This window comes from Stenotrophomonas sp. STEN147, assembly GCF_056757995.1.
In genome coordinates, this window is the sequence record NZ_JBRRCG010000016.1 from 28,894 (window position 1) to 54,997 (window position 26,104).

18 protein-coding genes and 4 tRNA genes are annotated in these 26,104 nt (G+C 64.2%); 1 reads left to right on the forward strand and 21 read right to left on the reverse strand.

Annotated elements, in window-relative coordinates:
- Window positions 1-51: 51 nt before the first annotated feature.
- From fusA to ACVOKU_RS14910, 18 genes are all read right to left on the reverse strand, one after another.
- Window positions 52-2,193, reverse strand: coding sequence for an elongation factor G (gene fusA, locus ACVOKU_RS14825; RefSeq protein WP_049470847.1), 2,142 nt, complete (start codon window positions 2,191-2,193; stop codon window positions 52-54).
- Window positions 2,194-2,331: 138 nt separating this feature from the next.
- The gene (rpsG, locus tag ACVOKU_RS14830; RefSeq protein ID WP_053519957.1) at window positions 2,332-2,805 is read right to left on the reverse strand and encodes a 30S ribosomal protein S7; all 474 of its coding nucleotides are present in this window, start codon (window positions 2,803-2,805) and stop codon (window positions 2,332-2,334) included.
- Between the two features lie 12 nt (window positions 2,806-2,817).
- Entirely contained in the window at window positions 2,818-3,192 is a 375-nt protein-coding gene (gene rpsL / locus ACVOKU_RS14835; RefSeq protein ID WP_004145320.1) for a 30S ribosomal protein S12, read from the reverse strand.
- 333 nt (window positions 3,193-3,525) lie between these two features.
- A complete protein-coding gene (gene rpoC / locus ACVOKU_RS14840; protein WP_053519956.1) occupies window positions 3,526-7,749 on the reverse strand; it encodes a DNA-directed RNA polymerase subunit beta' in 4,224 nt (1,407 codons plus the stop codon).
- A gap of 89 nt (window positions 7,750-7,838) precedes the next feature.
- The gene (gene rpoB / locus ACVOKU_RS14845; protein ID WP_074902649.1) at window positions 7,839-11,993 is read right to left on the reverse strand and encodes a DNA-directed RNA polymerase subunit beta; all 4,155 of its coding nucleotides are present in this window, start codon (window positions 11,991-11,993) and stop codon (window positions 7,839-7,841) included.
- A gap of 321 nt (window positions 11,994-12,314) precedes the next feature.
- Window positions 12,315-12,683, reverse strand: coding sequence for a 50S ribosomal protein L7/L12 (gene rplL / locus ACVOKU_RS14850; protein WP_053519954.1), 369 nt, complete (start codon window positions 12,681-12,683; stop codon window positions 12,315-12,317).
- A 63-nt stretch (window positions 12,684-12,746) separates the two neighbouring features.
- A complete protein-coding gene (gene rplJ / locus ACVOKU_RS14855) occupies window positions 12,747-13,277 on the reverse strand; it encodes a 50S ribosomal protein L10 (RefSeq protein WP_053519953.1) in 531 nt (176 codons plus the stop codon).
- A gap of 388 nt (window positions 13,278-13,665) precedes the next feature.
- On the reverse strand, window positions 13,666-14,364 hold the full coding sequence (rplA, locus tag ACVOKU_RS14860; protein ID WP_004154350.1) for a 50S ribosomal protein L1: 699 nt from the start codon (window positions 14,362-14,364) through the stop codon (window positions 13,666-13,668).
- Window positions 14,365-14,368: 4 nt separating this feature from the next.
- Window positions 14,369-14,797: a 50S ribosomal protein L11 gene (rplK, locus tag ACVOKU_RS14865; protein ID WP_004145248.1), complete on the reverse strand. Its 429-nt coding sequence runs from the start codon at window positions 14,795-14,797 to the stop codon at window positions 14,369-14,371.
- Window positions 14,798-15,028: 231 nt separating this feature from the next.
- Complete coding sequence (nusG, locus tag ACVOKU_RS14870; RefSeq protein WP_481560281.1) at window positions 15,029-15,592, reverse strand: transcription termination/antitermination protein NusG; 564 nt, start codon at window positions 15,590-15,592, stop codon at window positions 15,029-15,031.
- 10 nt (window positions 15,593-15,602) lie between these two features.
- The gene (gene secE / locus ACVOKU_RS14875; protein ID WP_053519951.1) at window positions 15,603-16,016 is read right to left on the reverse strand and encodes a preprotein translocase subunit SecE; all 414 of its coding nucleotides are present in this window, start codon (window positions 16,014-16,016) and stop codon (window positions 15,603-15,605) included.
- Window positions 16,017-16,064: 48 nt separating this feature from the next.
- A tRNA-Trp gene (locus ACVOKU_RS14880) sits at window positions 16,065-16,140 on the reverse strand.
- A 103-nt stretch (window positions 16,141-16,243) separates the two neighbouring features.
- Entirely contained in the window at window positions 16,244-17,434 is a 1,191-nt protein-coding gene (gene tuf / locus ACVOKU_RS14885; protein WP_065176003.1) for an elongation factor Tu, read from the reverse strand.
- Between the two features lie 39 nt (window positions 17,435-17,473).
- Window positions 17,474-17,549: transfer RNA gene (locus ACVOKU_RS14890), tRNA-Thr, on the reverse strand.
- Window positions 17,550-17,597: 48 nt separating this feature from the next.
- A tRNA-Gly gene (locus tag ACVOKU_RS14895) sits at window positions 17,598-17,671 on the reverse strand.
- A gap of 25 nt (window positions 17,672-17,696) precedes the next feature.
- Window positions 17,697-17,782: transfer RNA gene (locus ACVOKU_RS14900), tRNA-Tyr, on the reverse strand.
- Window positions 17,783-17,919: 137 nt separating this feature from the next.
- The gene (locus ACVOKU_RS14905) at window positions 17,920-18,936 is read right to left on the reverse strand and encodes an isoaspartyl peptidase/L-asparaginase family protein (protein ID WP_481560282.1); all 1,017 of its coding nucleotides are present in this window, start codon (window positions 18,934-18,936) and stop codon (window positions 17,920-17,922) included.
- 88 nt (window positions 18,937-19,024) lie between these two features.
- The gene (locus ACVOKU_RS14910; protein ID WP_481560283.1) at window positions 19,025-20,047 is read right to left on the reverse strand and encodes a cyanophycinase; all 1,023 of its coding nucleotides are present in this window, start codon (window positions 20,045-20,047) and stop codon (window positions 19,025-19,027) included.
- 169 nt (window positions 20,048-20,216) lie between these two features.
- Here ACVOKU_RS14910 and ACVOKU_RS14915 point away from each other — a divergent pair, with 169 nt between their 5' ends.
- Complete coding sequence (locus tag ACVOKU_RS14915) at window positions 20,217-22,955, forward strand: TonB-dependent receptor plug domain-containing protein (RefSeq protein ID WP_481560284.1); 2,739 nt, start codon at window positions 20,217-20,219, stop codon at window positions 22,953-22,955.
- 58 nt (window positions 22,956-23,013) lie between these two features.
- On the opposite strand, the gene ACVOKU_RS14920 is transcribed toward ACVOKU_RS14915, so the two are convergent.
- The 3 genes from ACVOKU_RS14920 to pth form a co-directional block, all read right to left on the reverse strand.
- The gene (locus tag ACVOKU_RS14920) at window positions 23,014-23,709 is read right to left on the reverse strand and encodes a hypothetical protein (RefSeq protein WP_481560285.1); all 696 of its coding nucleotides are present in this window, start codon (window positions 23,707-23,709) and stop codon (window positions 23,014-23,016) included.
- A gap of 611 nt (window positions 23,710-24,320) precedes the next feature.
- Window positions 24,321-25,412, reverse strand: a complete 1,092-nt coding sequence (ychF, locus tag ACVOKU_RS14925) for a redox-regulated ATPase YchF (protein WP_053520317.1) — start codon at window positions 25,410-25,412, stop codon at window positions 24,321-24,323.
- A 102-nt stretch (window positions 25,413-25,514) separates the two neighbouring features.
- A complete protein-coding gene (gene pth / locus ACVOKU_RS14930) occupies window positions 25,515-26,093 on the reverse strand; it encodes an aminoacyl-tRNA hydrolase (protein ID WP_481560286.1) in 579 nt (192 codons plus the stop codon).
- Between the last annotated feature and the right edge of the window lie 11 nt (window positions 26,094-26,104).

The following is a 26,104-nucleotide window of genomic DNA, read 5'->3' on the forward strand; positions in this document are numbered from 1 at the left end:
GTTATATACCTTGATTGTTCGTAAGTGGTTTCAAGAGAGGCTGAGCGAGGCTCAGCCCTTCTTCATGACGGCTTCGGCGATGTTGGTCGGAGCCGGCTCGTAGTGATCGAATTCCATGGTGAAGGTGGCGCGGCCCTGGGTCTGCGAACGCAGCGCAGTGGCGTAGCCGAACATTTCACCCAGCGGGATCATCGCGTTGATGATGCTGGCCGAACCGTCACCGGTGGTGTCGGAACCCTGCAGCACGCCGCGACGACGGCTGACGTCGCCCATCACGTCACCCTGGTAATCCTCCGGGGTCACGATCTCGACCTTCATGATCGGCTCCAGCAGCACCGGCTTGGCCTTGGCGAAGCCCTGCTTGAAGGCCATCGACGAAGCCAGCTTGAACGCCATTTCCGAGGAGTCGACGTCGTGGTACGAACCGAACACCAGCTTCACCTTGACGTCCACGACCGGGAAGCCAGCCAGCGGGCCGCTGGTGATGGTTTCGCGCAGGCCCTTCTCGACCGACGGAATGAATTCCTTCGGGATCACGCCGCCGGTGATGTCGTTGATGAACAGGAAGTCGTCCTTGATGGCCGGAGCCAGCTTCGGATCGGCACGGTCTTCAGCGGTGATCGGCGACAGCTCGATCACGACGTGACCGTACTGACCCTTACCACCGGACTGCTTGGCGTGCTTGTAGTCCGACTTGACGTCGGCCAGGGTGATCGTTTCGCGGTAGGCCACCTGCGGCGCACCGACGTTGGCTTCAACGTTGAACTCGCGCTTGAGGCGGTCGACGATGATGTCCAGGTGCAGCTCGCCCATGCCCGAGATGATGGTCTGGCCGGATTCTTCGTCGGTCTTGACGCGGAACGACGGATCTTCCTGCGCCAGACGACCCAGGGCCAGACCCATCTTTTCCTGGTCCGACTTGGTCTTCGGCTCGACGGCCATCGAGATCACCGGCTCCGGGAACGTCATGCGCTCCAGGATGATCGGGGCGTCCACGGCGCACAGGGTGTCGCCGGTGGTGGTGTCCTTCAGGCCCACGGCCGCAGCGATGTCACCCGCCAGAACTTCCTTGATTTCCTCGCGGTTGTTCGAGTGCATCTGCAGGATGCGGCCGATGCGCTCCTTCTTGCCCTTCACCGAGTTCAGCACGGTGTCACCACCGTTCAGCGTGCCCGAGTAGACGCGGAAGAAGGTCAGCGCGCCGACGAACGGGTCGGTGATGATCTTGAAGGCCAGCGACGAGAACGGCGCCTTGTCGTCCGACTTGCGGGTCATCTCGACGGTATCGTCGTCGACGTCCACGCCCTTCACGTCCGGCACATCGACCGGCGACGGCAGCAGCTGGATCACGCCGTCCAGCATGGCCTGCACGCCCTTGTTCTTGAACGCCGAGCCGCAGTACATCGGCACGATCTCGGTGGCCAGGGTACGGGTACGCAGCGCGTTGATGATTTCAGCCTCGGCCAGCTCTTCGCCGCCCAGGTACTTCTCCATCAGCTCTTCGCTGGCTTCGGCAGCGGTCTCGACCATGAACTGGCGGGCTTCTTCAGCAGCCGCCTGCAGTTCAGCCGGGATGTCGCTGTACTCGAACTTCATGCCCTGCGAGGCTTCATCCCAATGGATGGCCTTCATCTTCAGCAGGTCGACGACGCCCTTGAAGTTGTCTTCAGCGCCGATCGGCAGCTGCATCGGCACGGCAACCGCGCCCAGCTTGGCCTTCAGCTGGCCGACGACCTTCTGGAAGTTGGCACCGGTACGGTCCATCTTGTTGACGAACGCGATGCGCGGCACGTGGTACTTGTTGGCCTGGCGCCACACGGTTTCCGACTGCGGCTGCACGCCACCGACGGCACACAGCACGAACACCGCACCGTCGAGCACGCGCAGCGAGCGCTCCACTTCGATGGTGAAGTCGACGTGCCCGGGGGTGTCGATGATGTTGAAGCGATGCTCCGGCAGGGACTTGTCCATGCCCTTCCAGAACGCGGTGGTGGCAGCGGACTGGATCGTGATGCCACGCTCCTGCTCCTGCTCCATCCAGTCCATGGTGGCGGCGCCGTCATGCACTTCACCGATCTTGTGGCTCTTGCCGGTGTAGAACAGGATGCGCTCGGACGTGGTGGTCTTGCCGGCATCGATGTGAGCCATGATGCCGAAGTTACGGTAACGCTCGATGGGAGTGGAACGGGCCACGGGGAGCCTCTCAGATTTCTTGGATTTCGGATGGCCGAACGCCGCCTTTCGGCGGCCTTCGGGTTGGCGCAGTCCTTCTGGGACCGCGAGGCAGCACCTAGGTGGTGCTGCCCTGCCTGTTTTGCAAGGCCGTCAAACTCACCAGCGGTAGTGGGCGAATGCCTTGTTGGCTTCGGCCATGCGGTGGGTTTCTTCGCGCTTCTTGATGGCGCCACCACGGTTTTCCGAGGCGTCGATCAGTTCAGCAGCCAGCTTCTTCGGCATGGTGTTCTCACCACGCTTGCGCGCGGAGTCGATCAGCCAGCGCATGGCCAGCGCCATCTTGCGCGAGGCACGCACTTCGACCGGCACCTGGTAGGTGGCACCGCCGACGCGACGCGACTTGACTTCGACCGCCGGAGCGACGTTGTCCAGCGCCTTCTGCACCAGCTCGATGGCGTTGGCGCTGCTGTTCTTCTCGGTGATCACGTCCATGGCGCCGTACACGATCTTTTCGGCGACGGACTTCTTGCCGCTCTGCATGACCATGTTGATGAAGCGGGCGATGGTTTCGCTTCCGTGCTTCGGATCGGGCAGGACGGAACGCTGCGGAGTATTACCCTTACGCGACATAGTGCTCTCTCCTTAGGCCTTCGGACGCTTGGCGCCGTACTTGGAACGGGCCTGGCGACGCTTGGCAACGCCGGCGGCGTCGAGCGAGCCACGAACGGTGTGGTAACGCACACCCGGCAGGTCCTTGACGCGACCGCCGCGGATCAGGACCACGGAGTGCTCCTGCAGGTTGTGGCCTTCACCACCGATGTAGGAAATCACTTCTTCCTGGTTGGTCAGGCGGACCTTGGCAACCTTGCGAAGGGCCGAGTTCGGCTTCTTCGGAGTGGTGGTGTAGACACGGGTGCAGACGCCACGGCGCTGCGGGCACTTGTCGAGCGCCGGCGAGGCACTCTTGTAGGTGGTCGCTTGCCGCGGCTTGCGGACCAGCTGGTTGATCGTCGCCATCAGTAGGTTCTTCTGATTGGTGGCCGGAAAATCCGGCCAGAGATGCGGAAATGTTAAAGCAGGCCAAAATTCTGGCCTGCTGAGACAGACGATTGTAGCAACCTGCCAGGAACGACGTCAAACGCGTCCTGTCAAGCCCGTCCCTGATCCCGGAACGTTACTGGGGGGCCTCCATGTACCCCGTTCAGGTTCGACCGGCCCTCCACGGATGGAGCCGCCTGCCGCTACAGCCAGGTCGGACGGCCTGCGCCGCCCTGCCCTTCAAGCCCGCCCGGGCATGTCCCCGGGCGTTACCGCAAAGGTGGGTCCGGCCTTGCGGCCGGACCGGTCACCTCATTCCTCGCCCGCAGCCTGTTCGGTCTCGGCTTCCACTGCCGGAGCCTCGACCGCCGCCGGGGTGCCGGCCAGGGTCTGCATCTCCGACTCGGTGAGGCCGGACGCGCCACGACGGCGCTGGCTGTGGTACGCCAGACCGGTACCGGCCGGAATCAGACGGCCGACGATGACGTTTTCCTTCAGGCCGCGCAGGTTGTCCGAGGTGCCGCGCACGGCCGCTTCGGTCAGCACGCGGGTGGTCTCCTGGAACGACGCCGCCGAGATGAACGACTCGGTGGCCAGCGAGGCCTTGGTGATGCCCAGCAGGACCGGATCGAACCGCGCCGGCAGCTCGTTGCGGGTCGACAGGCGGGCATTCTCCTCGATAACGCGCTGGCGTTCGACCTGCTCGCCGTTCAGGAACTTGCTGCTGCCCTGATCGGTGATCTCGACCTTGCGCAGCATCTGGCGGGTGATCACCTCGATGTGCTTGTCGTTGATCTTCACGCCCTGCAGGCGGTACACGTCCTGGATTTCCTTGACCAGGTAGGCCGCCAGCGGCTCGACACCCAGCAGGCGCAGGATGTCCTGCGGGCTCGGCTCGCCGTCCACGATGGTTTCACCCTTGGTGACATGCTCGCCTTCGAACACGATGACCTGGCGGTACTTCGGAATCAGCTCTTCGTGCTCCGAACCATCGGTGTCCTTGATGATCAGGCGCTGCTTGCCCTTGGTGTCCTTGCCGAAGCTGATGATGCCCGAACGCTCGGCCAGCACCGCCGGATCCTTCGGCTTGCGCGCTTCGAAGAGGTCGGCCACGCGCGGCAGACCACCGGTGATGTCGCGGGTCTTGGAGGCTTCCTGCGGGATCTTGGCGACGACGTCGCCCACGCCCACCGGGGCGCCATCCTGCAGGTTGACGATCGAACGCGGCGGCAGCAGGTACTGCGCCGGCAGATCGGTGCCCGGGATCGACAGGTCGTTGCCCTTGGCGTCGACGATGCGCACGATCGGGCGCAGGTCCTTGGCCTGGGTACCACGACGCTTCGGATCGGTGATTTCGCGCGAGGCCAGGCCGGTCAGCTCGTCGGTCTTCTCGATGACGGTGATGCCGTCGACGAAGTCGATGAAGCGGATGAAGCCGGCCACTTCCGACACGATCGGGTGGTTATGCGGATCCCAGTTGGCCACGGTCTGGCCAGCCTTGATCGCATCGCCGTCCTTGGACGTGATGGTCGCGCCGTACGGCAGCTTGTAACGCTCACGCTCACGGCCGTGGGCATCGAGCACCGAGATTTCGCCCGAGCGCGACACTGCCACCAGCGAGCCGTTGGCATGCTCGACCGACTTGAGGTTGCTGAACTTGACCGAGCCGGTGGTCTTGACGGTGATGTTGTCGACCGCAGCAGCTCGCGACGCCGCACCACCGATGTGGAAGGTACGCATGGTCAGCTGGGTACCCGGCTCACCGATGGACTGGGCGGCGATGACGCCGACCGCTTCACCGATGTTGACCAGATGGCCACGGGCCAGATCGCGGCCGTAGCAGCGAGCGCAGACACCGAAGGCCGATTCGCACGAAATCGTCGAACGCACCTTGATGCTCTGCACGCCGGCATCTTCCAGCTTGGCGACCCACTGCTCGTCCAGCAGGGTGTTGCGGGTGACGATCGGATCTTCGTCGTTGCCCGGCAGGAACACGTCCTCGGCAACCACGCGACCCAGCACGCGGTCCTTCAGCGGCTCGACCACGTCGCCGCCTTCCACGATCGGGGTCATGATCAGGCCTTCGGTGGTACCGCAATCCACCTCGGTGATCACCACGTCCTGCGCCACGTCGACCAGTCGACGGGTCAGGTAACCCGAGTTCGCGGTCTTCAGCGCGGTATCGGCCAGACCCTTACGGGCACCGTGGGTGGAGTTGAAGTACTCCTGCACGTTCAGGCCTTCGCGGAAGTTCGCCTTGATGGGCGTCTCGATGATCGAGCCGTCCGGGCGGGCCATCAGGCCGCGCATGCCGGCCAGCTGACGGATCTGCGCCTGGCTGCCTCGTGCACCGGAGTCGGCCATGATGTACAGCGAGTTCATCGACTTCTGATCGATGGTCTCACCCTTGGCATTGACGACCTTCTCGGTACCGATGGTGTCCATCATCGCCTTGGCGATGCGCTCGTTGGTGCGCGACCAGATGTCGACCACCTTGTTGTAGCGCTCGCCAGCGGTGACCAGACCCGACTGGTACTGCTCCTGGATTTCCAGCACTTCGGCTTCGGCCTCGGTGAGGATGCCGCGCTTTTCGTCCGGGATCAGCATGTCGTCGATACCGATCGACACGCCGGCGCGGGTTGCGTAGGCGAAGCCGGTGTACATCAGCTTGTCGGCGAACACGACCGTGTCCTTCAGACCCAGCTGACGGTAGCTGGAGTTGATCAGGCGCGAGATGTTCTTCTTGGTCAGCTCGGTGTTGGCCAGCGCGAACGGCAGGCCTTCCGGCAGGATTTCAGCCAGCAGGGCGCGACCGATCGTGGTATCCACGATCGAGGTCTTGTTCTGCTTGTTGCCTTCCTCGTCGGTCACCACTTCGGTGATGCGGACCTTGACCTTGGCGTGCAGTTCCACTACGCGGTTGTCGTAGGCGCGCTTGACTTCGGCGATGTTGGCGAAGGCCATGCCCTCGCCCTTCTTGTTTTCCAGCGAGCGGGTCATGTAGTACAGACCCAGCACGACGTCCTGCGACGGCACGATGATCGGCTCGCCGTTGGCCGGCGACAGGATGTTGTTGGTCGACATCATCAGCGCACGCGCTTCCAGCTGGGCTTCCAGCGAGAGCGGCACGTGGACGGCCATCTGGTCACCGTCGAAGTCGGCGTTGAACGCGGTGCAGACCAGCGGATGCAGCTGGATGGCCTTGCCTTCGATCAGCACCGGCTCGAACGCCTGGATGCCCAGACGGTGCAGGGTCGGCGCGCGGTTCAGCATCACCGGATGCTCGCGGATGACCTCTTCCAGGATGTCCCAGACTTCGGCTTCTTCGCGCTCGACCAGCTTCTTGGCGGCCTTGATGGTGGTGGCCAGGCCACGACGCTGCAGCTTGGCGAACACGAACGGCTTGAACAGTTCCAGTGCCATCTTCTTCGGCAGGCCGCACTGGTGCAGGCGCAGGTACGGACCGACCACGATGACCGAACGGCCCGAGTAGTCCACGCGCTTGCCCAGCAGGTTCTGACGGAAGCGACCCTGCTTGCCCTTGATCATGTCGGCCAGCGACTTCAGCGGACGCTTGTTGGTGCCGGTGATGGCACGGCCACGGCGGCCGTTGTCCAGCAGCGCATCGACCGATTCCTGCAGCATGCGCTTTTCATTGCGCACGATGATGTCCGGCGCGCTCAGTTCGAGCAGGCGGCGCAGGCGGTTGTTGCGGTTGATGACGCGGCGGTACAGGTCGTTCAGGTCGGAGGTCGCGAAGCGGCCACCGTCCAGCGGCACCAGCGGACGCAGGTCCGGCGGCAGCACCGGCAGCACGGTCATCACCATCCATTCCGGACGGTTGCCCGACTCCAGGAAGGCTTCGATCAGCTTGATGCGCTTGGTCAGTCGCTTCAGCTTGGTTTCCGAACCGGTCGCGGCGATCTCCTCGCGCAGGCGGGTCATCTCCGACTGCAGGTCGATCGTGCGCAGCAGTTCGTACACGGCCTCGGCGCCCATGGCGGCGTCGAAGTCGTCACCGTGCTCCTGGCGGGCCTGCAGGTACTGTTCTTCGGTCAGCAGCTGGCGGCGCTCCAGGGCGGTCAGGCCCGGCTCGGTCACCACGTAGGCTTCGAAGTACAGCACGCGCTCGATGTCGCGCAGGGTCATGTCCAGCATCAGGCCGATGCGCGACGGCAGCGACTTGAGGAACCAGATGTGCGCGACCGGCGAGGCCAGGTCGATGTGGCCCATGCGCTCGCGGCGCACCTTGGCCAGGGTCACTTCAGTGCCGCACTTCTCGCAGACCACGCCGCGGTGCTTCATGCGCTTGTACTTGCCGCACAGGCACTCGTAGTCCTTGACCGGGCCGAAGATGGCGGCGCAGAACAGGCCGTCGCGTTCCGGCTTGAAGGTACGGTAGTTGATGGTTTCCGGCTTCTTCACTTCGCCGAAGGACCACGAGCGGATCAGGTCCGGCGAAGCCAGCGCGATCTTGATCGCGTCGAAGTCCAGCGTCTGGCGCTGCTGGTTGAAGAGATTGAGCAGGTCTTTCATGGTGTTCTCCAGAAGGAGGAATGCTGTGTCGATGGGCTTTCAGGTCACTGCCAGCGGCGCGGCGGAGAGAGCCGCCGCGCCGGCATGGATCAGTTGTCTTCCAGTTCCATGTTGATGGCCAGCGAGCGGATTTCCTTCACGAGCACGTTGAAGGATTCCGGCATGCCCGCGACCATCTCGTGCTCACCGTCGACGATGTTCTTGTACATCTGGTTGCGGCCCTGCACGTCATCGGACTTCACCGTCAGCATTTCCTGCAGGGTGTAGGCCGCGCCGTAGGCTTCCAGCGCCCAGACTTCCATTTCACCGAAGCGCTGGCCACCGAACTGCGCCTTGCCGCCCAGCGGCTGCTGGGTGACGAGCGAGTACGGACCGGTCGAACGCGCGTGCATCTTGTCGTCGACCAGGTGGTTCAGCTTCAGGTAGTGCATGTAACCCACGGTGGTGTGGCGATCGAACGCTTCACCGGTGCGGCCGTCGTACAGCTGGGTCTGGCCACTGCTCGGCAGATCGGCCAGTTCCAGCATGCGCTTGATTTCCGCTTCGGTGGCACCGTCGAACACCGGGGTGGCCATCGGCACGCCGTCGGTGAGGTTACGGGCCAGGCGCAGCAGCTCCTCGTCGCTGAACTGCGACAGGTCGACACGGTTGGCCACGTTGGTGTCATCGTGGTTGTAGATGTCGTCCAGGAACCGGCGCAGGTCGGCAACGGCCGCCTGGGCTTCCAGCATCGCCTGGATCTTGCGGCCCAGGCCCTTGGCGGCCCAGCCCAGGTGCACTTCCAGGATCTGGCCGATGTTCATACGCGACGGCACGCCCAGCGGGTTCAGCACGATGTCCACGGTTTCGCCCGAGGCCATGTACGGCATGTCCTCGACCGGCACCACGTTGGACACCACACCCTTGTTGCCGTGGCGACCCGCCATCTTGTCGCCCGGCTGGATGCGGCGCTTCACGGCCAGGAACACCTTGACCATCTTCAGCACGCCCGGAGCCAGGTCGTCGCCTGCGGTGATCTTGCCGCGCTTGTCGGCGAAGCGACGCTCGAATTCCTTCTCGTGCGCCTGGATCTGCTTCTGGGCGCGCTCGATGGCTTCCGAAGCGTCCTCGTCCTTCATGCGCAGCACGAACCAGTCAGCCTTCTTCAGGCCGTCCAGGTACGCGTCGGTGATGACGTCACCCTTCTTCAGGCCGGCACCACCGTTGACCACCTTGCCGACGATCTGCGAACGCAGACGCATGTAGATGGCGGCTTCCAGGATGCGGAACTGGTCGTCGAAGTCCTTCTTGACGCGCTTGATTTCCGACTCTTCGATCTGGCGCGCACGCTTGTCCTTCTCGATGCCGTCGCGGGTGAAGACCTGCACGTCGATGACGGTGCCGTCCATGCCCGGCGGAACGCGCAGCGAGCTGTCCTTAACGTCCGAAGCCTTCTCGCCGAAGATCGCGCGCAGCAGCTTCTCTTCCGGGGTCAGCTGGCTTTCGCCCTTCGGCGTGACCTTGCCGACCAGGATGTCGCCGGCGCGGACTTCCGCACCGATGTACACCACGCCGCTCTCGTCCAGGCGGTTCAGCGCCTGCTCGGAGACGTTCGGGATGTCGGCGGAGATTTCCTCCGGCCCCAGCTTGGTGTCGCGCGCGACGCAGGTCAGCTCTTCGATGTGGATCGTGGTGTAGCGATCCTCTTCCACCACGCGCTCGGAGAGCAGGATGGAGTCTTCGAAGTTGTAGCCGTTCCACGGCATGAACGCGATCAGCATGTTCTGGCCCAGGGCCAGTTCGCCGATGTCGGTGGACGGACCGTCGGCCAGCACGTCGCCGCGGGCGATGACGTCACCCACCTGGACCAGCGGACGCTGGTTGATGCAGGTGTTCTGGTTGGAACGGGTGTACTTGACCAGGTTGTAGATGTCGACGCCGGCGTCGGTGGCACCGACGATCTCTTCCTCGAACACCTTGACCACGATGCGGGCGGCGTCGATCTGCACGATCTCACCACCACGACGGGCGTTCACGGTCACACCGGAGTCACGCGCCACGGCGCGCTCGATGCCGGTGCCGACCAGCGGCTTCTGCGAACGCAGGGTCGGCACGGCCTGACGCTGCATGTTCGCGCCCATCAGTGCGCGGTTGGCGTCATCGTGCTCCAGGAACGGCACCAGCGCGGCCGCGATCGACACGGTCTGCATCGGCGAGACGTCCATGAAGTGGACCTCCGCCGGCGGCTTCAGCAGCGACTCGCCCTGGTAGCGGCACGGCACGAACTGCTCGGTCAGCATGCTCTTGGCATCGGTCAGGGCGTTGGCCTGGGCGATGACGTACTCGTTTTCCTCGATCGCCGACAGGAACTCGATCTCGTCGGAGACCTTGCCGTCCACGACCTTGCGGTACGGGGTCTCGAGGAAACCGTACTGGTTGGTGCGGGCGTACACGGCCAGCGAGTTGATCAGGCCGATGTTCGGGCCTTCCGGCGTTTCGATGGTGCAGACGCGGCCGTAGTGGGTCGGGTGCACGTCGCGCACTTCGAAGCCGGCGCGCTCACGGGTCAGGCCGCCTGGGCCCAGGGCCGAGACGCGACGCTTGTGGGTCACTTCCGACAGCGGGTTGTTCTGATCCATGAACTGCGACAGCTGCGAGGAGCCGAAGAACTCCTTGATGGCGGCAGCGACCGGCTTGGCGTTGATCAGTTCCTGCGGCGTCAGGCCTTCGGACTCGGCCATCGACAGGCGTTCCTTGACCGCGCGCTCGACGCGGACCAGGCCGACGCGGAACACGTTCTCGGCCATTTCACCGACCGAACGCACGCGACGGTTGCCCAGGTGATCGATGTCGTCGACCACGCCGCGACCATTGCGGATCTCGGTCAGGACCTTGATCACGTCCAGGATGTCGGAGCTGTCGCCATGGGCAGCGACCAGGCGCTTGGACTCTTCGTCGTTGCGCTCACCGAAGTACTTGCTGTCGTACAGCACGGCTTCGCCGGTGGTTTCCTTGCGGCCCACGCGACGGTTGAACTTCATGCGGCCGACCGCGGACAGGTCGTAGCGCTCGAAGGTGAAGAACAGGTTGTGGAACAGGTTCTGCGCGGCGTCCTTGGTCGGCGGCTCGCCCGGACGCATCATGCGGTAGATCTCGACCAGTGCTTCCAGCTGGGTCTTGGTCGGATCGATGCGCAGGGTGTTGGACAGGTACGGACCACGATCCAGGTCGTTCACCCACAGGGTACCGACCGCATCGACGCCTGCCTTGCGGAAGTTCTGCAGCTGCTCTTCGCTGATTTCGTCATTGGCCTGGGCCAGCAGTTCGCCGGTCGAGGCATCGACCACGTCGTGCGACAGGATGCGGCCGACCAGGTAGTCGTCCGGCACGGCCAGGGCCGCAATGCCCGAGGCTTCCAGCTGCTTGATGTGGCGCGCGGTGATGCGCTTGCCGGCTTCCACGATGACCTTGTCGCCGTCGGCGAGGTCGAAGCCCAGGGTTTCGCCACGCAGGCGCTCCGGCACCAGCTCCAGCTGGACGCCTTCATCCGGGTTGATGTGGAAGGTGTTGATCTCGAAGAACTCGGCCAGCATCTCTTCGTTGCTGTAGCCAAGCGCGCGCAGCAGGATCGACACCGGCAGCTTGCGGCGGCGGTCGATACGGGTGAACAGCGCGTCCTTCGGGTCGAACTCGAAGTCCAGCCAGGAGCCGCGGTAGGGAATGATGCGGGCGCTGTACAGCAGCTTGCCCGAGCTGTGGGTCTTGCCGCGGTCGTGGTCGAAGAACACGCCCGGCGAGCGGTGCAGCTGCGAGACGATGACGCGCTCGGTGCCGTTGACGATGAAGGTGCCGTTCTCGGTCATCAGCGGGATTTCGCCCAGATAGACCTCCTGCTCCTTCACGTACTTGATGGCCTTGGTCGACGACTCGCGGTCGTAGATCACCAGGCGCACGGTCACGCGCAGCGGGGCGCCGTAGCTCATGCCGCGCTGGCGGCATTCACGTTCGTCGAAGACCGGCTCGCCCAGCTTGTAGCCGACGTACTCCAGGGCGGCATTGCCGCTGTAGCTGGCGATCGGGAAGACCGACTTCAGCGCGGCGTGCAGGCCATGATCGGCACGCTTGGCCGGATCGATGTTCTCCTGCAGGAAATCACGGTAGGAATCCACCTGGATCGCCAGCAGGAACGGCACTTCGAGAATCGAGCGCTGCTTGCCGAAATCCTTGCGGATACGCTTCTTTTCGGTGAACGAATAGGACGTCATGAGGTCTTCCACCTTGTTGTGCGGGCCGTGCGTCCACGACCCTGAAGGGAACTTTGAAATTGTCAGTTGGAAGTCGCTGGTATTGCCGGCACCAGCACGCCTTCTCCCGCTACTTCCAACTGCCAACTCGTCTGCATCTACTTCCCTGCTGCCGCGCGATGCGCGGGCGTGCCGGGATTTGACCGCAGCCCGTGTTGGGCTTTCTACCGCCTGATTCCACCCGCGCAGTACGCGGGCCTGCAACAACGACCAAAGGCCGGGGGCTTACGCCCCCAGCCTTGGCTGCATCGCCGAGAATCGATGACGATGCAAAGGAAGTGCTTACTTGACTTCGACAGTCGCGCCAGCAGCTTCCAGGTCCTTCTTCATCTTCTCGGCGTCGTCCTTCGAAGCGCCTTCCTTCAGGACGCCACCGGCTTCGGCCAGGTCCTTCGCTTCCTTCAGGCCCAGGCCGGTGATGGCGCGGACGGCCTTGATGACTTCGACCTTCTTCTCGCCGGCCGACTTCAGGGTGACGGTGAACTCGGTCTGCTCTTCAACAGCAGCGGCCGGGCCAGCGGCAGCAGCCACGGCAACCGGAGCAGCGGCGGAGACGCCGAACTTCTCTTCGATGGCCTTGACCAGCTCCATCACTTCCATCAGGGACTTCTCGGCGATGGCGTCGACGATCTGTTCGTTGGTAAGGGACATGATTAATACCTTTGGATGATTTTCTGGGTTGAGGTTCCGTCAGGAACCACGGTAAGTCGAAACTCAGGCGGTCTCGGCGGCCGGCTCGGCAGCGGCGGTTTCGCCACCACCCTGCTTCTCGCCAACAGCCTTGATGGCGCGGGCGAACATCGTGACCGGCTCGGTCAGGACGCGGGCCAGCATGGCCAGGGCCTGATCGCGGGTCGGCAGCGAGGCCAGCACGTCGACGTGGCTTGCCGGGAACACTTCGCCACCGATGGCGACGACCTTAGCCTTCAGCTTGTCGTTGCCCTTGGCGGCTTCCTTGATCAGGCGACCGGCAGCGCCGGGCTCCTCGAGCGAGAACGCGTACAGCAGCGGACCAACCATCTGGTCCTGGGCCACGGCGAACTCGGTGCCTTCAACGGCGCGCGAAGCCAGGGTGTTCTTGACAACCTTCAAGAAAACACCGGTTTCACGAGCCTGCTTGCGCATCGCGGTCATCTGGGCGACCGTGGTGCCAGCGTATTCGGCTGCGATCAAGGAGTGGGCCTTGGCGGCGACGTCTGCCAGCTCGGCGACTACTTCTTGCTTCTGGGACAGATTGAGAGCCATTGCACTCCTCCAATTGAACTCCGCTTACGGCTCCTGCCGTGTGCGGTCCTGTGCGGCATCCGTCCTGGACGCCGGGAACACCAGGATGATGTTCCGGGGGGTGGGCCGTTCTAGACCTGGAGTGGGCCAACCTGGGAAACCCAGACGTGCGTGAACCAGAAAAACTCCAGAAGGGCACCATCTACGCAGGGTGATTCCGGGGAATCGATTAAGCGTTCATGACTGTTCCGGCGGCGACTCCCTGCCATATCGAGCTTCCGTGCCCGTCGCCGGTCCTGCCACGACCGCGCCTGCGGTCTTTGACGGCTACCGCAGGCGGTGGGCTGCCTGCGATGCCTTCAAATGTCACGGTCACGGCACCCGAAAGTACCGTGACCGCTTGAAACAATTACTTCAGGGTCAGCGACGACTGGTCGACGGTGACGCCCGGGCCCATCGTCGAGCTGACCGAAACCTTCTGCAGGTAGGTGCCCTTCGAGGTGGCCGGCTTGGCCTTGATCAGGTCCAGCAGCAGCGCGGTCAGGTTCGACTTCAGCGCGTCTTCGGCGAAGTCGGCCTTGCCGATGGTGCAGTGGATGATGCCAGCCTTGTCGGTGCGGTAACGGACCTGGCCCGACTTGGCGTTCTTCACGGCTTCACCCGGGTTCGGGGAAACGGTGCCGACCTTCGGGTTCGGCATCAGGCCGCGCGGGCCCAGCACGGTGCCCAGCTTACCGACAACGCGCATGGCGTCCGGGGTCGCGATGACGACGTCGTAGTTCAGATCGCCGGCCTGCATCTTCTCGGCCAGGTCATCCATGCCGACGGCTTCGGCGCCAGCGGCCAGGGCTTCATCAGCCTTGGCACCGGCCGGAGCGAACACGGCAACGCGGACCGACTTGCCGGTACCGGCCGGCAGGACGGTGGAGCCACGGACCTGCTGGTCGGACTTCTTCGCGTCGACGCCCAGGCGCACAGCAACGTCGATCGACTCGACGAACTTGGCCTTGGTGGCGCTCTTCAGGATGTTGATCGCGTCCTCGAAGGCGTAAGCCTTGCCCGGAACGACGGCGGCCTTGATGGCCTTCTCACGCTTGGTCTGTGCCATCTTCTTAACCCTCCACCACGAGGCCCATGGAACGGGCAGAGCCAGCGATGGTACGCACGGCGGCGTCCAGGTCGGCGGCAGTCAGATCCGGTTCCTTCGCCTTGGCGATCTCTTCCAGCTGCTTACGGGTGACCTTGCCGACCTTCTCGGTGTTCGGGCGCTTGGAGCCCGACGAGATGCCAGCGGCCTTCTTCAGCAGGGTGGTGGCCGGGGTGCTCTTGGTGATGAAGGTGAACGTACGGTCCGAGTAGGCCGTGATGATCACCGGAACCGGCAGACCCGGCTCGAGCTTCTGCGTGGCAGCGTTGAACGCCTTGCAGAATTCCATGATGTTCAGACCGCGCTGACCCAGCGCAGGACCGACCGGCGGCGAGGGGTTGGCCTGACCGGCCTTCACCTGCAGCTTGATGTAACCGACAACTTTCTTTGCCATGTGAGTACTCTCCGGGTGCTAGCGCCTTTCGACAACAGGCTCCCCATCGGACCGGGAATCACGCGTCCCGGCATCGCGTTTTGAAATCATGCCGAAGGCCACCTTTCGGTGGCCTCGTCCTGCTGGCTTCCCAGCGGGGAGCCGCGCACTATATCAGATTCTGGGCGCCCTGTCTGAACAGGGAGGGCGACCTGAAGGCTGCCAGCCCGTGGCCGGCAGCATGACCGGGCATCAGCCGGTCTGCTTCTCGACCTGGCCGAACTCGAGCTCGACCGGGGTGGCACGACCGAAGATCAGCACCGAGACGCGCAGACGGCTCTTCTCGTAGTTGACTTCTTCGACCACGCCATTGAAATCGTTGAACGGACCATCGGTGACGCGGACCATCTGGCCCGGCTCGAACAGCACCTTCGGACGCGGCTTCTCGACACCTTCCTGAACGCGGTTCAGGATGGACTCGGCTTCGGAATCGCCGATCGGCAGCGGACGATCGGCGGTACCGCCGATGAAGCCCATCACGCGCGGGGTTTCCTTGACCAGGTGCCAGCTTTCGTTGTCGATGCGCGGAATACCGGCTTCTTCGTGGGTCTCGATCTGGACCAGCACGTAACCCGGGAAGAACTTGCGCTCGGACCGGCGCTTCTGGCCGGCGCGCATCTCGATCACTTCCTCGGTCGGAACCAGGACGTCGCCGAAGCGCTCTTCCATGCCATCACGGACGATGCGATCACGCAGAGCCTGCGCCACCGACTTCTCGAAGCCCGAATAGGCGTGAACGACGTACCAACGCTTCATGCAATTCTCCTTAGCGGCTCAGGAACCACTGAGTCAGTTTCTGGATCAGGAAGTCGAAGCCACCCAGCAGCAGGCTGAGGATGAGCACCACGACAATCACGACCCAGGTCATGCGAACGGCTTCCTGGCGCGTCGGCCAGACCACCTTGCGCAGTTCGAAGCGCGACTCGGAGAGGAATTCGCGGGTGTCGCGCCCCTTGCCGGTCAGCATGAACACGCCGATACCGCCAACCAGACCGACCACGACCGCCAACGCACGCAGCTGACCCGCCCACGCGCCCAGCTGGGCGGCGCGACCGGAGTCGGCGGAGAACCAGAACCAGACGAACAGACCCGCCAGCACCAGCAGGGATGCGGCAACGTACTTGACGATATCTCCACCGCTGGCGGAGGTGTCCTTGGAATGTTCGATCTTGCTATTCATCCGGTGTGTCTGCTTTAGCGGCAAGGGCCGCTGGATAAGGTGGGCAGATGGCACGCCAGGAGGGACTCGAACCCCCAACCTGCGGTTTTGGAGACCGCTGCTCTGCCAATTGAGCTACTGGCGTACGTTTTGAAACTTGCCTTCCCTTAGACGGCGAAGGCGGACCGAGGTTCCCGGCCCGCCACTCGCGCGACCGGCAGCGCTATGCAACCGCCGGTACTGCAGGCTTACTTGATGATCTTCGAGACCACGCCGGCGCCGACGGTACGGCCACCTTCGCGGATGGCGAAGCGCAGGCCTTCGTCCATCGCGACCGGGTTGATCAGGGTCACGGTCATCTTGACGTTGTCACCCGGCATCACCATTTCCACGCCTTCCGGCAGCTTGGCAGCGCCGGTGATGTCGGTGGTGCGGAAGTAGAACTGCGGGCGGTAGCCGTTGAAGAACGGGGTGTGACGGCCGCCCTCGTCCTTCGACAGCACGTACACTTCGCCTTCGAACTCGGTGTGCGGGGTGATCGAACCCGGCTTGGCCAGAACCTGGCCGCGCTCGACATCGTCACGCTTGGTGCCGCGCAGCAGCAGACCGGCGTTGTCGCCTGCCTGGCCCTGGTCCAGCAGCTTGCGGAACATTTCCACGCCGGTCACGGTGGTCTTCTGGGTCGGACGGATACCGACGATTTCGATTTCGTCACCGACCTTGATCACGCCGCGCTCGATACGACCGGTCACCACGGTGCCGCGGCCCGAGATCGAGAACACGTCTTCCACCGGCATCAGGAACGGCTTGTCGATCGCACGCTCCGGCTCCGGAATCCAGGTGTCCAGCGCGTCAACCAGCTTCAGGATCGCCGGCACGCCGATCTCGCTCTGGTCGCCTTCCAGCGCCAGGCGGGCCGAACCCGAGATGATCGGGGTGTCGTCGCCCGGGAACTCGTACTTGCTCAGCAGTTCGCGCACTTCCATTTCGACCAGCTCGAGCAGCTCGGCGTCGTCGACCATGTCAGCCTTGTTCAGGAACACCACGATGTACGGCACGCCGACCTGACGCGACAGCAGGATGTGCTCGCGGGTCTGCGGCATCGGGCCGTCAGCGGCCGAGCACACCAGGATCGCGCCGTCCATCTGGGCAGCACCGGTGATCATGTTCTTGACGTAGTCAGCGTGGCCCGGGCAGTCAACGTGGGCGTAGTGACGGGTCGGGGATTCGTATTCGACGTGCGCGGTCGAGATCGTGATGCCACGAGCCTTTTCTTCCGGTGCGGCGTCGATGGCGTCATACGCCTTGAACTCGCCACCGAAGCGCTCGGCGCCGATCTTGGTCAGCGCGGCGGTCAGCGTGGTCTTGCCGTGGTCGACGTGACCGATGGTGCCGACGTTGACGTGCGGCTTGGTGCGCTCGAACTTACCCTTGGCCATGGCTGCTTATCTCGAATTCGTCTGGTGTGGTGCTGAAGATGGTGCTCACGAAAGGAATCGAACCTTCGACCTCTTCCTTACCAAGGAAGTGCTCTACCGACTGAGCTACGTGAGCGAGTTTTGCATTATGGCATGAACTCGATAATATTCAAAGTTCATTCAATGGAGCGGGAGACGGGAATCGAACCCGCACCATCAGCTTGGAAGGCTGAGGTTCTACCATTGAACTACTCCCGCACCGGGAAGTGCCACAACGTGAAGCTGGTGGAGGGAGGTGGATTCGAACCACCGAAGGCGTAAGCCAGCAGATTTACAGTCTGCCCCCGTTGGCCGCTTGGGTATCCCTCCGTTTCAACCCCATTCCGTGCCGCCGAAGCGTTGCGGTGTGTGGTGGTGAGCCCGCAATTCTGGAGATGAAGCGGGGGCCTGTCAACGCTTTTTTTCACTTTTTTTCACATGCGTCGCAAACCCTTTGATACGCAAGCCTATTGCCCGGGCAGTGGCAGGGCCTCGTCGGCGAAGATCGCCACATGCGGAACGCCGTCGGCACCGATCCAGCCGCGGTACATGCCCTGGGTGTTGAAAGGCGTGGCCGCTTTTCCATCAGCGGAGAGCACGATCGCACCGCCATCCCCACCCATCTGCGGAATCGCCTCGTTGATGACGCCCCTGCCCGCCTCCGCCGGCGACTGGCCCTGGTAGCGGATACGCGCACAGATCTCGTGCGCGGCAGCGGTGCGGATGTAGTACTCGCCCCACCCGGTTCCCGACACCGCACAGCGTGCATCGGCCCAGGTGCCGGCGCCGATGATCGGCGAATCGCCGACGCGCCCGTAGCGCTTGTTGGTCATTCCTCCGGTGGAGGTCCCCGCTGCCAGGCGCCCCTGCGCATCCAGCGCAACCGCACCGACCGTGCCGAAGTGCCGGGCCGTCTCCAGGTCGGCGTGGGCCTGGCCGCCGGCCTCCTCCTTCAGCGCGCGCTGCAGCTGCTGCCAGCGCTTGTCGGTACGGAAGTACGAAGGATCGACCAGGGTCATGCCCTGCTCGACCGCGAACGCCTCGGCGCCCTGCCCGACCATCATCACGTGTTTCGATTCCTGCATCACGGCCGTTGCCAGCAGGATCGGGTTGCGTACGCGCTGCACGCCGGCCACCGCGCCGGCCGCCTGGGTGGCGCCATCCATCACGGCCGCGTCCAGCTCGTTGCGCCCGTCGTGGGTGAACACCGCGCCTTTGCCGGCATTGAACGTGGGATCGTCCTCGAGAACGGTGATCGCTGCGGTGACCGCCGCCAGTGCAGGGCGACCGGCTGCCAGCTCGGCATGTCCCTTCAGCAGCGCCGCACGAAGTGCCGCACGTGCCGCCTTCTCCTCGGCGGCGGACAGATCCTTGCGCTCGACGCCGGCACCGCCATGGATGACCAGCAGGGGCGACGCATCCGGCGCAGCATGGGCGAGCAACGGCAGGGACAGCAGCGCAGACAGCGCCAGATGAAGCTTCATCGATATCTCCGGAAATGGAAGCGATGGCATCGAGCAGGCTCGACGAGATGCCTGAAGGGAAGCGCCGGCGCGCGGCCGGCAGCAGCGGTCAGCGACGGATCAGTTCAATCCGGCCACCGTCAACATCGACCGCTGCGTGATAGTCGGCGTCGGCCTGGAAGTCGTCCAGCCGCATGCGGCCACCGCTTGCCACCACGGTAACCGGCACAGCGTGGAAACGCAGCGGTTCGCCCCGGGTCAGCCGGTCCGCGCCACGGCCCGGGCGGACCACCCAGACCCTGCCATGACCATCGGCGCTGTAGACCTGCGCGCGTCCGTCAGGCTCCACGCACAGCGCGGTGTCTTCGTCCACGCCGATGCCGATCATGTCCGGGTCGCCACTGTCCTGCGCGGCACGGGCGACGAACACGATCAGGCGACCGAGACGATCACGCCGGTCGAAGTGCGTGTCGGTGACCACCCGCTGCAGATAGGGCATCTGCAGGAAGCCACTGTCCATCGTCACCGCGCTGCCCATCGGGTCGGCCAGCGCGGCGGCGGAGGTGACGCTGCCACCGTCAAGCGCGCCGTAGGCATAGCCACCGAGGATCGCCAATCCGGCACTGGTGCCGGCGATCGGTTTGCCGGCACGGACGTGGGCATTGAGCGCGCGGTTGAGTGCGGTCCCCTTCCAGAAGCGGATGTAGCGCGACTGGTCACCGCCGGCGATGAAGATGGCATCGGCCGCGGCTACCACCCGCAATACGGCCGGGTCGTCGGCGCCACGACGGCTGTCGAACACCAGGGTCTGCACGGCGGTGGTGCCGCCGATGTCATGGTGCAGGCGCTCCTGCAGATCGTCGCTACCGGAGGCGCGCAGGATCAGCACGCGACCATTGCCGGCCTGCTTCAACCACCACTGGAACGCCTCCGGCACCCACTCTCCACCGCCCATCAGCATCATCGCCGGCGCCCTCGGCCCCGGTCGCGGGGCATCGAGATCGCCGGTCTCGTAATAGGCGAATCCCGGCCCCTGCAGGTCCTGCGCGGACGCGGCCAGCGGCGAGCCCAGGAGAACCAGCACTGCCAGGCCGGCAAGCACGTGGCGCAGCCTTCGATGGAACCGTCGCATCTTGATCTCCCTGAACAGAAACGACCTGCAAGCGTTTTCACTCTCTGCCAGATGGGGCATCAGTAGTCAAGGGCATGAAAAAGGCGTTAAATGCCGGCGCCCATTGCGGAAATCTGAATGGGGGATGGGCCCCTCCTCTGCGGGCCGGCATTACTTCCGGGAACTTCTCATGCGTAGACAGGCGATGGCGTGGTCGATCCAGCTGGCGTTGATGGGGCTTGCTGCTTCTGCGGCGGCCCAGGCTCCAGCCTCCTCTCCGGTACGGCAGCTCGATGCGGTGCAGGTCACCGGCTCACGCATTCCGCGCGCCCAGGTCGAGGGCCCTGCCCCGATCACGGTGATCGACGCCGAACAGATCCGTTCCAGCGGCTTCACCACCGTGCCCGACGTGCTGCGGGCAATGACCCAGAACGGTGGCGAGACGCAGAGCCAGCAATCCTCCAGCGGCGCCGACTTCTCGCCGGGTGCACAGCAGGTCGACCTGCGCGGGCTGGGGCCCAACCACACCCTGGTGCTGGTCAACGGCCGCCGCATCGCCGATTTCCCGATGCCGTTCCAGGGCCGCAGCAACTTCACCGACGTGTCCAACATTCCGCTGGGCATGATCGACCGCATCGAAGTGCTGACCGGCAGCGCCTCGGCCATCTATGGGTCGGACGCGATCGCCGGCGTGGTCAACTTCATCCTCAAGAAGAAGGCCGACGGCACCACGGTCGACGTGCGCATGGGTACCACCAGCGAGGGCGGTGGCGATTCCTTCGACATGAGCCTGTCCAGCGGGTTCAGCGCGGGCCGCTTCAATGCGGTGTACAGCGTGGAGCTGCAGTCGCAGACGCCGCTGTGGGCCTATGAGCGCGACATCCAGGATTCTACCCAGGACGGGCCGACCGAGGGCTCGCGCATCGCCCGCCGTGCCTACCTGCGCACCGACTACAACGATGACTACCTGGACCCGGGCGCGGCCACCTGCGATGCCCTGAGCGGACAGAACCAGGGCAGCACCTACCATGCCTTCCGCCCCCGCTACGGCTACTACTGCGGCAGCGACGCGTCGATCGGCTACGGCACCATCCTCAGCAAGCGCCGCGGCGCCAACGGTCATGCCTCGCTGAGCTATGACTTCGACAACGGCCAGCAGTGGTTCGCCGACGTGCAGATGGGTTACCACACGCTGGCGCTGATGCGCGACGTGACGTCGTGGGGCCGGATGGCCGCCGACGGCGACGAGTCGGGCTACTTCAGCAACGAAGCCACCGGCGAAATCGAGTTCTGGCAGCGTCAGTTCTCGCCCGAGGAAATGGGTGGCCTGCGCAACGCGATGGTGCGCAGCACGCAGAAGACCTTCAGCGTGACCACCGGCTTCAAGGGCAACCTGGCCGGCAACTGGGATTACGAAGCGGCGTTGAGCCATTCGCAGTACCAGTCGCGGATCAGCTGGCCGCAGATCATCGCCGGCAGGGCCAACGACCTGTTCCTGGGCCCGCAGCTGGGCGAGGACGATGACGGCTTCCCGATCTACAACGCCGACCCGTCGCGGCTGTACCGACCGCTGACCCGCGCCGAGTACGACGCGATCGCCGCACGCACCACCTATACTCCCAAGTCCCGCACCGAGACGGCCGCCCTCACCCTGACCAACGGCTCGCTGTTCGCCCTGCCCGGCGGCGATGCCGGTTTTGCCGCGACCGTGGAAGTGGGCCAGCAGGCCTACGCGCTGAATCCCGATCCGCTGGCGACCCAGTACTACTACTACAGCTGGAAGGATTCCGACGGCAAGGGTTCGCGCAACCGCTGGGCAACGGCCGCCGAGCTGCGCATGCCGCTGCACGAGACGGTCAACCTGAGCGTGGCCGGTCGCTATGACCAGTACCGCTACTCCGGCCACACGATCGGCAAGGCGACCTGGAGCGGCGGCCTTGAGTGGCGCCCGGTCGAGAGCCTGCTGGTGCGCGGCTCGTACGGCACGGCCTTCCGCGCCCCGGACCTGCACTACGTGTTTGCCGGCCCCGGCAACGACGAAACCAGCGCCGAGGACCTGTACAGCTGCCGCGCCGACCAGGCCGATGACTGCTCGGACTACGAGCGCAACGTCATCCGCAGCCGCAGCGGCAACCGCGGGCTGGACCCGGAGACCAGCACCTCGTGGAGCGCAGGCTTCGTCTGGTCGCCGGCCGCAGGGCTGGACCTTTCGGTGGATTGGTTCGATATCGACATGCGCAGGCAGGTGCAGGACATGGACGTGCGCACGATCCTGGCCAGTGAAGCGAACTGCCGCCTGGGCGACGCCGAGATCACTTCACCGACCTGCGTGGACGCGCTGGCGCGGGTGACCCGGACCGCCGACGGTCGCCTGTACGGGGTGCATGTAAATCCGATCAACGTGGCACGCGAGTCGACCTCGGGCATCGATGCGGGCCTGCGCTACCGCCTGCAGACCGGTGTCGGTGACTTCATCGTCAACGGCAGCCACACCTGGGTGAAGAAGCACGATTTCCAGCGCTACACCGGCGATGCGATCGAGGACCAGTTCGCGGTGAACAGCGGCTTCGACATCCCACGCACCAAGAGCAGCGTCAGTGTGACGTGGGAAAAAGATGCGTGGTCGGCCACCGTGTACGGGTCGCGACTGGGCAAGCTGCCCACCTCGGACAGCTACGACCAGGTGTTCGACCGGGACAGCGGCGACAGCCCGTACATCAGGGCCACGTACCGCTACAACGCGTCGGTGCAGTATCGCTTCGACGACCACTCGCGCCTGTCTCTGTCTGTGGTCAACGTGTTCAACAAGATGCCGCCGAAGGACGCCACATACACGGCGTACCCCTACTACGACGTCTCCTGGTTCGACAGCGTGGGCCGCACGATCAATCTGCAGTACACGCACAAGTTCGGCGGCAGCGCGCTGTAAGGCGTGCCGCTGCATTGAACTCAGGCGGGAGGACGGGGGCGCAGGCCTCCGTCCCCGCTCAGGACGTAGACTGCGCCGGCTCCGCAAAGCGCCAGAAGACACGGACCACATCAAGCATCTGTCCATGCAGTTCGTCGTACCGGGCAATCACCTCCGGCGCGAACGTCGCATTACCATTCGCGTCCAGCGGAACCGGCTCCCCCAGCGCGCGGGCCATGTCGATGTAGAAGTAATGCATATCACCGTAGGGACGCTTGCTGTCCATCAGCATCACTGCCCTCCCCAGCGTGCGGGTGTTCATGCTCCGCAGCAGTGCAAGGTGTTCCGGTGACACTGCGACCACCTCATCATCCCGGGAGCCATCCGTGGCCGCGGTCAGGACGTAGCGACCGGGCTCAAGCTTTCCCCCGACGATGAAGCTGGATGCGATCCGGGCAAGCCGCCTGGCAAGGGCCTGCCCCTCATCGGTGCGTCGTCCTGCTGGCTCCTGGCAGATGCGACCCAGTGCCGCATAGGCGATCAGTGCCTCTGGATCCTCCGGGTCAACAGAGTCCAGGTAGATACCTCCGCTTTCGCTGAAGTCCGCTTCGGGTCGCAGCCGCTCGCGCATGGCACTCAACAGGCTGACGGCACTGCACTCCGGGGCTGATGCACTCCCTCGTGCAGGCCGCACGACCATGTATTGGTAGCCGTAGGCCAGAAGCAACCCGAGGGCCGCGATCGCCACTACCCACCCATACGTTCGCGTCGTCATAGCAACTCTCCGGGTCGCGCGCAGGCATGATGCCGCCCGTGTCAGTGGAAGGGTCAGAGGCCAGCCTGAAGCAGCACCGCGCCGCGCACCATGCAACAAGTCCGAAATCGGAATCTGCTGTTGGCCGTGGTTTTCCACACCACGCGTGGAAAGCGATGGGGGCTTGGTGTGGACAAGTAGGTGCGAGCCTTGCACCGCAGGCGCTTCCATGCGTGCTTATTTTTTGTCCACGGCCGCGATTGTTTTCCACACGGCGCGTGGAAGGCAATGGGAACTTGATGTGGACAAGTGGGTGAGAGCGTTGTCGCGCAGGCGTTTCCAAGCGTGGTGAAATTTTGTCCACGGCGTGCGGACAAGCTTCTGTAGAACCGAGCCCATGCTCGGCTCCGGCTGGCATCAGCCGGGCATGGGCTCGGCTCTACAGCGGCACGCTGGGTTTTCCACACCGCGCGTGGAAAGCGGTGGGGGTTTGATGTGGACAAGTGTGTGCGAACGTTGCGCTGCAGGCGTTTCAGAGCATGGTCAATTTTTGTCCAGCGCAGAAACGGATGCCGGAAACGCGGACGCCCCGCTCGGGGCGGGGCGTCCGGGGTCGATCCGATGCCGCTGGATCAGACGTTGAAGCGGAAGTGCAGCACGTCGCCTTCCTGCACGCGGTACTCCTTGCCTTCCAGGCGCAGGCGACCGGCTTCCTTGGCACCGGCTTCGCCCTTGTACTTGATGAAGTCGTCATACGCGATGGTTTCGGCGCGGATGAAGCCCTTCTCGAAGTCGGTGTGGATGACCGCAGCGGCCTGCGGGGCAGTGGCACCCTTGCGCACGGTCCAGGCGCGGACTTCCTTCACGCCGGCGGTGAAGTAGGTCTGCAGGCCCAGCAGGCTGTAGGCCGCGTTGATCACGCGGTTCAGGCCCGGCTCGCTCAGGCCCAGGTCGGCCAGGAACGTGTCGCGATCCTCATCGTCAAGCTGCGACAGTTCTTCCTCGATCGCGGCGGACACCGGCACCACCTGCGCGCCCTCGGCGGCAGCGTGCGCGCGCACGGCTTCCAGGTGCGGGTTGTTCTCGAACCCGTCCTCCAGCACGTTGGCGATGTACATCACCGGCTTCAGGGTCAGCAGGAACAGGTCGCGCACCAGCGCCTTCTCTTCCTCGTCCAGACCGACCGAACGGCCGGACTTGCCGTCAGACAGCGCAGCCTGCAGCTTGGCCAGCACCGGCTTGCGCGCGGCCGCCTCCTTGTCGCCACCCTTGGCAGCGCGCTCGGCGCGGTTCAGCGCCTTCTCGACGCTGTCCAGATCAGCCAGGGCCAGTTCGGTATCGATGGTTTCGATATCCGAAATGGGATCGACCTTGTTGTTGACATGGATGACGTCGGCGTTCTCGAAGCAGCGCACCACGTGGGTGATCGCATCGACTTCGCGGATGTGCGCGAGGAACTTGTTGCCCAGTCCTTCGCCGCTGGCCGCGCCGGCGACCAGGCCGGCGATGTCGACGAATTCCACGGCGGTCGGAATGACCTTCTGCGGGTTGATGATCGCTGCCAGCTCGTTCAGGCGCGGGTCCGGCACCGGCACGATGCCGACGTTCGGTTCGATGGTGCAGAACGGGAAGTTCGCCGCGGCGATGCCCGCCTTGGTCAGCGCGTTGAACAGGGTCGACTTGCCGACGTTGGGCAGGCCGACGATGCCGCATTTGATACCCATCTTTGACAACCTCTGGGGTGAAATTGATTGGGAAAACAGCGCGCGCGCTGCTTTCCCAAGCTGTTTCAATCGATCATTGCGGGTGCCAACCGGGGTTGGCAGCTACTTCGGGGTGTTCAGCCGCTTCATCGCTTCATTGAAATCGCCCTGCACGGCCAGCGGCATCACGTCGATCGCATCGTCGATGGCGCGCGCGATCAGCAGGTCGTCGTCCTTGGACGGGCGGCCCAGCACCCAGCCCACCACGCGATCCTTGTGGCCGGGATGGCCGATGCCCACGCGCAGGCGATGGAACTTGCCGTGACCCAGCAGGCGGATGGTGTCACGCAGGCCATTCTGGCCGCCATGACCGCCGTCGAACTTGAGCCGCGCCACACCGGGCGGGAGGTCCAGTTCATCATGCGCCAACAGGGTTTCCTCGGGCTCGATCTTCCAGAACCGCTGCGCGGCGGTGACCGATTTGCCACTGAGGTTCATGAAAGTGGCAGGCTTGAGCAGCCATACCGTCTGCCCGGCGATCTCGACCTTGGCGGTCTCGCCGAACAGCTTGCTGTCCACGTTCCATCCCGCCCCTGCCTTTTCCGCCAGGGCCTCAACGAAATGAAACCCGGCATTGTGCCGGGTCCGGGCGTGCTCCGATCCGGGATTGCCCAGACCGACGATCAGTCGCAGTCCTGCCATTGGATCTTCCT

Bases quoted from the DNA above. Each gene is read 5' to 3' on its own strand.
- rpsG (WP_053519957.1), bottom strand. From the start codon at position 2,805: ATGTCGCGTAAGGGTAATACTCCGCAGCGTTCCGTCCTGCCCGATCCG.
- rpsL (WP_004145320.1), bottom strand. From the start codon at position 3,192: ATGGCGACGATCAACCAGCTGGTCCGCAAGCCGCGGCAAGCGACCACC.
- rpoC (WP_053519956.1), bottom strand. From the start codon at position 7,749: ATGAAAGACCTGCTCAATCTCTTCAACCAGCAGCGCCAGACGCTGGAC.
- rpoB (WP_074902649.1), bottom strand. From the start codon at position 11,993: ATGACGTCCTATTCGTTCACCGAAAAGAAGCGTATCCGCAAGGATTTC.
- rplL (WP_053519954.1), bottom strand. From the start codon at position 12,683: ATGTCCCTTACCAACGAACAGATCGTCGACGCCATCGCCGAGAAGTCC.
- rplJ (WP_053519953.1), bottom strand. From the start codon at position 13,277: ATGGCTCTCAATCTGTCCCAGAAGCAAGAAGTAGTCGCCGAGCTGGCA.
- rplA (WP_004154350.1), bottom strand. From the start codon at position 14,364: ATGGCACAGACCAAGCGTGAGAAGGCCATCAAGGCCGCCGTCGTTCCG.
- rplK (WP_004145248.1), bottom strand. From the start codon at position 14,797: ATGGCAAAGAAAGTTGTCGGTTACATCAAGCTGCAGGTGAAGGCCGGT.
- nusG (WP_481560281.1), bottom strand. From the start codon at position 15,592: ATGAAGCGTTGGTACGTCGTTCACGCCTATTCGGGCTTCGAGAAGTCG.
- secE (WP_053519951.1), bottom strand. From the start codon at position 16,016: ATGAATAGCAAGATCGAACATTCCAAGGACACCTCCGCCAGCGGTGGA.
- tuf (WP_065176003.1), bottom strand. From the start codon at position 17,434: ATGGCCAAGGGTAAGTTCGAGCGCACCAAGCCGCACGTCAACGTCGGC.
- ACVOKU_RS14905 (WP_481560282.1), bottom strand. From the start codon at position 18,936: ATGAAGCTTCATCTGGCGCTGTCTGCGCTGCTGTCCCTGCCGTTGCTC.
- ACVOKU_RS14910 (WP_481560283.1), bottom strand. From the start codon at position 20,047: ATGCGACGGTTCCATCGAAGGCTGCGCCACGTGCTTGCCGGCCTGGCA.
- ACVOKU_RS14915 (WP_481560284.1), top strand. From the start codon at position 20,217: ATGCGTAGACAGGCGATGGCGTGGTCGATCCAGCTGGCGTTGATGGGG.
- ACVOKU_RS14920 (WP_481560285.1), bottom strand. From the start codon at position 23,709: ATGACGACGCGAACGTATGGGTGGGTAGTGGCGATCGCGGCCCTCGGG.
- ychF (WP_053520317.1), bottom strand. From the start codon at position 25,412: ATGGGTATCAAATGCGGCATCGTCGGCCTGCCCAACGTCGGCAAGTCG.
- pth (WP_481560286.1), bottom strand. From the start codon at position 26,093: ATGGCAGGACTGCGACTGATCGTCGGTCTGGGCAATCCCGGATCGGAG.